4 protein-coding genes and 1 pseudogene are annotated in these 4056 nt (G+C 65.2%); 3 read left to right on the forward strand and 2 right to left on the reverse strand.

What is annotated here, in order from left to right; all coding sequences use genetic code 11:
* Window positions 1-111 precede the first annotated feature (111 nt).
* From AC1D15_RS20545 to AC1D15_RS20555, 3 genes are all read left to right on the forward strand, one after another.
* Window positions 112-690, forward strand: a complete 579-nt coding sequence (locus tag AC1D15_RS20545) for an Imm42 family immunity protein (RefSeq protein ID WP_477827423.1) — start codon at window positions 112-114, stop codon at window positions 688-690.
* Window positions 691-891: 201 nt separating this feature from the next.
* Window positions 892-1359 (forward strand): hypothetical protein, encoded by a 468-nt coding sequence (locus tag AC1D15_RS20550; RefSeq protein WP_477827424.1) that lies wholly within the window; start codon window positions 892-894, stop codon window positions 1357-1359.
* Window positions 1360-1415: 56 nt separating this feature from the next.
* Entirely contained in the window at window positions 1416-1721 is a 306-nt protein-coding gene (locus AC1D15_RS20555) for a hypothetical protein (RefSeq protein WP_477827425.1), read from the forward strand.
* A 43-nt stretch (window positions 1722-1764) separates the two neighbouring features.
* Here the strand turns inward: AC1D15_RS20555 and AC1D15_RS20560 are convergent, their stop codons facing one another.
* Together AC1D15_RS20560 and AC1D15_RS20565 are read right to left on the reverse strand one after the other, a co-directional pair.
* Window positions 1765-3795 carry a transglutaminase TgpA family protein gene (locus tag AC1D15_RS20560; protein ID WP_477827426.1) on the reverse strand — a complete coding sequence of 677 codons (2031 nt, stop codon included), beginning with the start codon at window positions 3793-3795 and terminating at the stop codon, window positions 1765-1767.
* 10 nt (window positions 3796-3805) lie between these two features.
* Window positions 3806-4056: pseudogene (locus AC1D15_RS20565) on the reverse strand (DUF58 domain-containing protein); the annotation flags it as partial.

Genomic DNA, 4056 nt, shown 5'->3' on the forward strand with positions numbered 1-4056 from the left:
TAGCAATGGCGAGACGCATTGGAATGGATCGACTGGTGGGGTTGACCCCATTCAGCCGAAGAATATTCCAGTTGAAATTAGAAGGCTGCTTGATTTCAAAGGTTAATCACTATGATCGTCGGAGATCCATCGGTACTCGCCATCGAATCGAGCATTACTCAGCCATATGAGCGTCTCAGTAGCCGTGCGCTAGGCTTTTTTATCATCCACGTCGATGGTAAGAGCTATGGTGTTCGTTCGCCGGAAGCCACATTGCTTGCCAGCTCATTCGATGCCGTGAGGCGTCGAATTGCCAGGCGCGGAGGGCACCGCGCCGTCTTCGGTTCAGAGCCGAATGCAGCCGAGCTCGCTACTGCTGTACAAGCGGCGATGTATGACGAAGATCGTCAGGACGACAACTTCTTTGGCATGTCGGCAGACGTCCTGCGAGACGTATTGGCATCCAATGAAATCGTATGGGCTCCTGATGGAGATGCAGCCTTCGATGATGGAGGGCATGTTCTCCAGTTCGATCAAGGCGACAAGGTTCGCTTGATTGCCTTCAAGAATGCCAGTCCACAAGAAAATATTGCGAGCACGCTAGCTCAAATCTGGATGGATGCCGGCCAGTTCTATGAGCTGCTAGACCGGTGGCAACGCCTCTTCGAGGCTGAGTGGGTTGCTGCCTTGAAAGGGGCGATCAAGCATTGACGGCCAAATCTCATCGGCATCTGCAAGGCTGGGCCGCCAGGAAGCTTGGTCGGTGCAAATGGAATCTTCGGACCACCGAAGAACAGTGGCGGTGGCCAGAGTATTGACATACCAGCAAACGGGAGCAGACCTCATGAAACCCTTCATTACCCTAAATTGATGTCAAACGGGAAGAGGTTCTTCGGCTATCAATGCAAAGCAATGGATGGCAAGTCTCTTGGAGATCTGTTCAAAGGCCTGCGACTGGTCACGTACGTTTTACCCGAGGGGCACACGCTGCGGGCGGCGTGGGAGTCAGCGTTCATCTTTAACACCGGAGCCGTGCTCGAGTTTTCCTCTGCGTGCACGCAGGTTGTTGATTGGCAAGAAGTCGGCAGTCTCAACATTCGCCTGACCCATGGTCCAGTGGAAGGCGCAGCCATGACGTCTTGCAGCGGGAATGAGAGTTCATTCGAGGCGCTCGAGATCATTGCGGTTGAGAAGGTGATCTACGAAGACGAGGATGTCGTGGTCGAATGCGGGCTTCTGCTCCGCGGAGTGAACGGCGAAGAAGTCATCGTTGCTGCTGGAATCCCTCCCGGTTCGGTCTCGATGCAGATGCCGTGCTCACCTGCGGAGTTGTTTGAGTCGCAGTTCCCGTTGTCTGCGTGTAGGCGCGAAGCTGTATGACGAGCGGTGCAGTGGCGTAGGTTGCTCCAAGGCGATCATGAAATGAAGGCATGACCATGACTCGAACCTACCAGTTCGTACTTCCTGCAGAATTCGATGCGCGCGCGGAATATGAGGCTGAACAGCGTGGCCTGCTCGACTACGTCAAGGTCCGCTTTGAGGCCGGTGCTACTTACAGCGTTTGTTTCTTCACTCCATCGCGCATTGCGGTGGGGCTGGACTTCATTCGCGAGGGGGGCGAAGCATGTATGGCCGACCCGGGAATGATCGTTGTGCCAACCGTGACCAGAGGTGAAATGGAGAAAGCCGTTCAGTACTTGACCTCGTCGAACTACTTCAGACGACTTCTTCCTGACACTTGACGCAATTCGGCGCGTCGGGCGCTTGGGCGTGAGCGCCTCGTGCTCAAGTTCTGGTAAGCATCCTCAGCTCGGCACGCACTGCACGCAACCAGGGTGCCGAAGGCCGTGCGATCGCGCCGCGCCCGTAGCGCTGCGCATCGAGCGTGCGCAACAGCGTGGCCAGTGGCGCGCCCCGCGGCCCGAAGCGCGCCTCGACCGCTGCCGCCAGCCCGCGCGGCGTGTCATGCGGCAGCGCCACCAGCCCCACCCGCTGCAGCGCGGCGCGCAGCTGCCGCGCCTGCCGCTGCCACGGATCCTGCCGATGCCGGTCCCACCATGCCCAGCCGGCGCCCAGCAGCGCCAGCGTGCTCAGCGCGCCGATCAGCAGCAGCGCCAGGTCTTCCCAGCTCGGCGAGCTGAAGCCCAGGTTCTTCAGCAGGTCAAGCTGCTGGCCGCGCGAGTAGTTCAGCACCCACTGGTTCCAGCGGTTGTTGACGGATTCCCACGCGCCGCGCAACTGCGCCAGCAACTGCGGGCTCATCGAGCCGAGCGCACCCGCCACCAGCCCCGGTTGCGGCGCGAGCCGCGTGCTGCGCGCGACGCGGTCGGGCGCCACCGCGGCCGTCGGGTCGGCGCGCACCCAGCCGATGCCCTCCTGCCAGTACTCGGCCCAGGCATGTGCCGAGCTCTGGCGCACGATGTAGTAGCCGTCCACCGGCGCCGGGTCGGTGCCCTGGTAGCCGGTGACGACCCGCGCCGGCACGTCCATCGCCCGCATCACGACGACGAAGGCGGCAGCGAAGTGCTCGCAGAAGCCCAGCTTGCGGTCGAGCCAGAACTCGTCGACCGTGGCCCGCGGGTTGGTCTCGCCGTACACGCCCGGCGCGAGCGTGTAGCTGAAGCCGTCGCCGGCGATGTGCTGCAGCACCGCGCGGGCCAGCGTGCCCGAATCGGCGCGCGCGAGATCGGGCCGGTTCATGAACTGATGGGTCCAGGCGATCGTGCGCAGGTTGTAGCCGGTCGGCAGCTGCACGAACTCGCGCAGCTCGTCGCCGCGTTTCAGCGGGCCGTGCTGGAAGCGCGTGTGGGCGACGGCCGTGAAGCGCAGCCGCTCGGTGACCGCCCGCTGCGTGCGCCACGACAGATCATCGCGGCGCGACACCGGCAGGTTCTCGATCGGCTCGACCTCGGTGGTCGCCTCCAGCAGCGGCAGCAGCGGCAGCCGCAGCGGTTCGAGCGTGACCTCGTAGCGGTATGCCGGCCCGTCGGTGCGCAACGCGCCGCGCAGCGGCGGCGCGAACTCGGAGCGCACCAACGGTCGCCATTCCTCGCCGTCGTAGCGCGCGAGCACCGGGCCGCGGAAGTACATCGATTCGGGCGGCGGCACCGGCCCGAGGAAGCGGATGCGCATCGCGACGCTGTCGTCCTGCGCGACCTCGGCGACCGAGCCCATGCGCATGCTGTTGGACAGGCCGGTCTTCGACAGGCCGTCCTGCGGCACGCCCCACAGCGGCCCCAGGCGCGGGAACATCACGAACAGCAGCACCATCACCGGCGCGCCCAGCGCCGCGCTGCGCAGCGCGAGCCGCGCCGCCTTGCGCAGCTGCGGCTGGCCGACCGGCATGTGCGCGAGCACCAGCGCGGTGAGCAGGCCCCACACCGACAGCAGCATCGCGGCCGCGACCGGCAGCGACTGCGAGTACAGGAAGTGCGTCAGCACCAGGAAGAAGCCGAGGAAGAACACGACGAAGGCATCGCGCCGGGCGCGCAGCTCCAGCGTCTTCATCGCCATCAGCACCACCGCGAGCGTGATGCCCGGCTCCTTGCCGAGCAGCGTGCGGAACGAGAACAGCGTCAGCCCGACCGCGAGCGCCAGCAGCCCGGCGCGCGCCCAGCGGCCGGGCAGCGCCGCGCCGGTCAGCGCGACGCGGCCGCGCCACAGCAGCACGCCGGCGGTCAGCACGGCGCACCACGGCGGCAGGTGCAGCAGGTGCGGCAGCACGGTCCACGCGATCACGAGCAGCAGGAACAGCGTGTCGCGGGTGTCGCGCGGCAGGTGGCGCCAGCCGGGCCAGCGGGGCAGCAKGGCATTCATGGTCGTGAACTCATTGCCACAGCGCCATCGCCTCCAGGCAGCGCCGGCGCTGCAGCTCGCCCTGCGCCGGCTCGATCTGCAGGCCGGGCAGGCGCAGGCCGTAGTCGGCACCGGCGCGTTCGGCCGACAGCACCCAGGCGGCGAGGCGCGACAGCCGGTCTTCGGGGGCGAGGCCGGCGCAGCGTTGCCAATCGAGCCACAGCTGCTGCTGCACCGTCGAGGTGGTGTCGCGGCTGACCAGCTCGCCGCCGGTCTCGAGGC

Source organism: Rhizobacter sp. P2_H2 (genome assembly GCF_056403375.1).

What these genes read in the sequence shown, in the direction of transcription:
- AC1D15_RS20555 (WP_477827425.1), top strand. Translation starts at nt 1,416, where the DNA reads ATGACTCGAACCTACCAGTTCGTACTTCCTGCAGAATTCGATGCGCGC.
- AC1D15_RS20545 (WP_477827423.1), top strand. Translation starts at nt 112, where the DNA reads ATGATCGTCGGAGATCCATCGGTACTCGCCATCGAATCGAGCATTACT.
- AC1D15_RS20550 (WP_477827424.1), top strand. Translation starts at nt 892, where the DNA reads ATGGATGGCAAGTCTCTTGGAGATCTGTTCAAAGGCCTGCGACTGGTC.